The 3732-nt window shown below is 57.2% G+C and carries 3 protein-coding genes and 1 pseudogene; 2 read left to right on the top strand and 2 right to left on the bottom strand.

The window, feature by feature from the left end; all coding sequences use genetic code 11:
- Together AAAC48_RS28900 and AAAC48_RS28905 are read right to left on the bottom strand one after the other, a co-directional pair.
- Nucleotides 1–1894: molybdopterin cofactor-binding domain-containing protein (locus tag AAAC48_RS28900; RefSeq protein ID WP_340657478.1), on the bottom strand; the 1894-nt coding region annotated here is incomplete at its 3' end.
- Between the two features lie 4 nt (nt 1895–1898).
- Entirely contained in the window at nt 1899–2354 is a 456-nt protein-coding gene (locus tag AAAC48_RS28905) for a (2Fe-2S)-binding protein (protein ID WP_340657479.1), read from the bottom strand.
- Between the two features lie 350 nt (nt 2355–2704).
- Here AAAC48_RS28905 and AAAC48_RS28910 point away from each other — a divergent pair, with 350 nt between their 5' ends.
- Both AAAC48_RS28910 and AAAC48_RS28915 read left to right on the top strand, forming a co-directional pair.
- Nucleotides 2705–2845, top strand: coding sequence for a hypothetical protein (locus AAAC48_RS28910; RefSeq protein ID WP_340657480.1), 141 nt, complete (start codon nt 2705–2707; stop codon nt 2843–2845).
- Nucleotides 2846–3066: 221 nt separating this feature from the next.
- Nucleotides 3067–3732: pseudogene (locus tag AAAC48_RS28915) on the top strand (hypothetical protein); the annotation flags it as partial.

The raw sequence follows: 3732 nt of genomic DNA on the forward strand, positions 1-3732 counted from the left end.
CCTGTAGGCCGCAATCAACAGCGCAGACAATGCGATGGACTTTGACCGAGCCATCAGCGGCGACCTCTACTTCCGCAACCTGAGATACATAGCTGCCAAAAGCAAATTGCACTGATACCCCACGTCCATGACCTTCTGGCATCGGCGTTCCCCAGCCAGCTTTCTCTGCTGCCAGGGTGAGCACACCCAGCGCCCGTGGATTGTCTCCAAGCAGAGCTTTGCGATAGGCAACGGGATCCTGCTTGGCCGCATGGGCGACTTCGTCCATGAAGCTCTCGACGACGAATATGTTGTGGGTCGGGCCAACGCCACGCCAGAACGCAGTCGGGACACCTGCCGGCTCCACGCGGACATAGTCGACGTGAATGTTTGGCAAAGCGTATGGCGGCTGCGCTGCCCCGTCCACCGCATCGAAGTCGAGGCCATCCTTGAAGAGCGGCGGGATATAGCGGGCAACGATCGACGAGCCGGAGACACGATGGGTCCAGGCAACCGGTTTGCCGTCTGCATCCAGTCCTGCCGACAACCGGTCGTAATAATATGGCCGGTACATGTCATGCTGGATGTCTTCCTCACGACTCCAAATGACCTTGACCGGACTGTCGACCTGCATGGCGACCTTTACCGCATGGACGATGCCATCGATTTCGAGCCGCCGGCCAAAACCACCTCCGAGGAGATGATTGTTCACCTTCACCTTGTCGAGGGGCAGTCCTGTCAGCTTGGAGGCTGCAGCCTGAGCAAGCGTCGGCACCTGGGTGCCGACCCAGATGTCACAACTGTCCTTTTGCACATGCACGGTGCAATTCATCGGCTCCATTGTCGCATGCGCGAGAAACGGCAATTGATAGATAGCATCGATCCGTTGCGCCGCACCGGCAAGCGTCTTTTCGACGTCACCGTCTTTGCGCGCGACCGCGCCCGGCTGCTTTGACGCTTCGTCAAGCTGCTTGATGATGTCCGCGCTGCTTACCGTCGCGTTTGGGCCGTCATCCCATTGGATCGCTGCGGCCTCGAGCCCTTTCTTGGCCGCGCCCATATGATCAGCGACCACCGCAACCGCCTCGTCGGTCTTGACCACCTGGTGTACACCCTTAACGCCAAGCGCGGCCGCCTCATCCACTGCTTTCGGCTTGCCGCCAAATACGGGCGAGATGGCGATCGCTGCGATCTTCATTCCCGGCACCTTGACGTCTATACCAAACGCGGCACGGCCATCGACCTTGATGGACGTATCCAGCCGTTTGGCACGAGTACCGATGAGGGTGAAATCCTTTGGATCCTTCAGCTTCACGCTGTTGGCGGCCGGCACTGGCAGATTGGCTGCCGCCTCCACCAGTTCGCCATAGCCGAAATGGAGCGAGCCCGAGGCATCGGAAACAACGCCCTTCCGGGCCAGGCAGGTTGCCGGATCAACATCCCACTTCTTAGCGGCGGCGGCGACCAAAAGGGTGCGGGCAACCGCACCGGCCTGGCGCAGCGGCGTCCAGAACGCGCGGATCGTGGTCGAAGCTCCCGTCGTCTGATTCTGGAGTATCGGATTGGCGTACAGCGCATCATTGGCTGGGGCGTGCTGCAGCTGCACCTGTTCAAGATCGACTTCCAGTTCTTCTGCCAGGAGCATGGCCATCGCCGTATAAACGCCCTGTCCCATCTCAACCATAGGCATCACCAGTGTTACCATCCCCTTAGGGTCGATGCGTATAAAGGCGTTCGGTTCGAACGGCGCCTTTATCTCTTCTCCTGTCACTTGCGAAGCCGTTGCTGCGAAGACCGCCTTGCTGTTCGCTCCGAGCAATGCAAAGCCCAAAAACAAACTACCGCCCTGCAGGAATGCACGACGAGAGGTTGTGGCCACGCCCGAAGCCGGCTCATTCAAATTGAGAGTATCCATGGTCTCAGGCCTCCGCTGCTTGTTTGATCGCGGCGCGTATGCGCTGATAGGTACCGCACCGGCAGACATTGCCGGCCATAGCACCATCGATATCCGCATCGGTTGGCTTCGGCGTCGCGGTCAGTAATGCTGCTGCCGACATGACCTGACCAGATTGGCAATAGCCGCACTGCACCACTTCGAGGTCAAGCCAGGCCTTTTGCAGCGCATTGCCTTGCGGCGTCTCCCCGATGGCCTCGATCGTCGTGACGGCGCTATCGCCGATGCTGTCGATGGTGGTGACGCAAGAGCGTGTCGCCACGCCGTCAATGTGAACAGTACAGGCTCCGCACAACGCGGCACCACAGCCGAACTTGGTGCCGGTCATGCCAAGCACATCGCGCAGCACCCACAGCAAAGGGGTGTCGTCGTCAACGTCGACATTGTGCGCGGTTCCGTTGATTTTGATGGAATGGGCCATGGCTTCCTCGAGGGTGGCTGGGGCGGGGAGCGTTAGGTGAGAACACGCAAAAACGGAACATCAACCCTGCGGTCGATTTTACTGCGCTTCTGCGCGACCTAGCTCATGGACATGTCGTTGTTGTTGCTGGTCATTTGGACTGCCCGCACAACGGGTAGGCAACTAAGATTAGGATTGGCGGCTAGCTTTTATAATGCTGTCATCTCTTAAAAGGCCATGAAGCGAAGGGTTCATAATGGCGAAATATATCGCCCCCGAAACGTGTGAAGAATGCGCCTGGGAGGAAGTTTGGAACCCGAAGGTCGCCTACGGGTTAATTATAGCAGCGAACGAATACGAAGGATCGCTCTATGACAGATGATCGCTACGTGACCGATGATCTTAATGACGATGATGAGGATGCTTGGCCGCACCATCGTTCGTATCTCTTGTACGGCAGCGTTTTCATTGCTGGCGTCGTCATCGCGCTTGGCCTGAGTTTGCTCCTCTGAAGCCAGCGTCAGACCGACTTTCGACCTGCGATTGAGTATCAATTCCGCAACACCGGTGGTCAAACACGACGACGTACCCCGCAATATGCCCATAAACTAAGCATTTGTATTTATGAGTTAGCTTTGACTCGCGCTAATAATGACGTGCTATACCGTTGAATAAGGCGGAAGGGGAATGGGGACCCGGCTGCGCCCGGTATCACCGAGGGGGAAGGTTGGGTATGAACCTGCATAAAGCTCTGTGTGCATCGACCGCGCTAACGGCGGTCCTGCTTTCTGGAACCGCTTATCCTGCTAATACGACGTATACGGGCAACACCTCAGCGGGCAACGCCACCATCACAAATAACTCAGGCGACCTCACCAGCTTTCAGGATACAAGCCAGGGCGGCACTGCCAACATTACAAATAATATTGGTGGCGAGACTGATTTCATCAATAGCAGCACGGCCCAGAATGCAACGATCACCAATCTGGGCGGCCTGACACTTTTCAGAGATGCCAGCAATGCCGGCAGTGCGACCATTACCAATGGCACGGGGGGACTTACACGGTTTTTCAGCGGGACGACTGCTCAGAATGCCACCATCATCAACAACTCAAGTGGCGCGACACAATTCGAGGGCAGTAGCAGCGCGGGTAGCGCCAGCATCACCAACAATGCGGGCACGCTGCGATTCATTGATACCGCCACGGCCGGCAACTCCACCATCATCAACACTGCTGGCGGCAATACATTTTTTGTCAACGGAAACACTGCAGGCAGCGCCAATATCACCAATGATGGCGGCAACACGGAATTCGATAGCACAAGCACGGCGGGCAGTGCGTCGTTCACCAATGTCAACAATGGACGAATTTCATTTCTCAACAGCAGTACCGGCGGC

It is taken from the genome of Phyllobacterium sp. (genome assembly GCF_037994405.1).
Lineage (GTDB): Bacteria > Pseudomonadota > Alphaproteobacteria > Rhizobiales > Rhizobiaceae > Phyllobacterium.

Excerpts from the sequence above, each read along its gene's own strand:
- AAAC48_RS28905 (WP_340657479.1), bottom strand. The coding sequence starts at position 2,354 with ATGGCCCATTCCATCAAAATCAACGGAACCGCGCACAATGTCGACGTT.
- AAAC48_RS28910 (WP_340657480.1), top strand. The coding sequence starts at position 2,705 with ATGACAGATGATCGCTACGTGACCGATGATCTTAATGACGATGATGAG.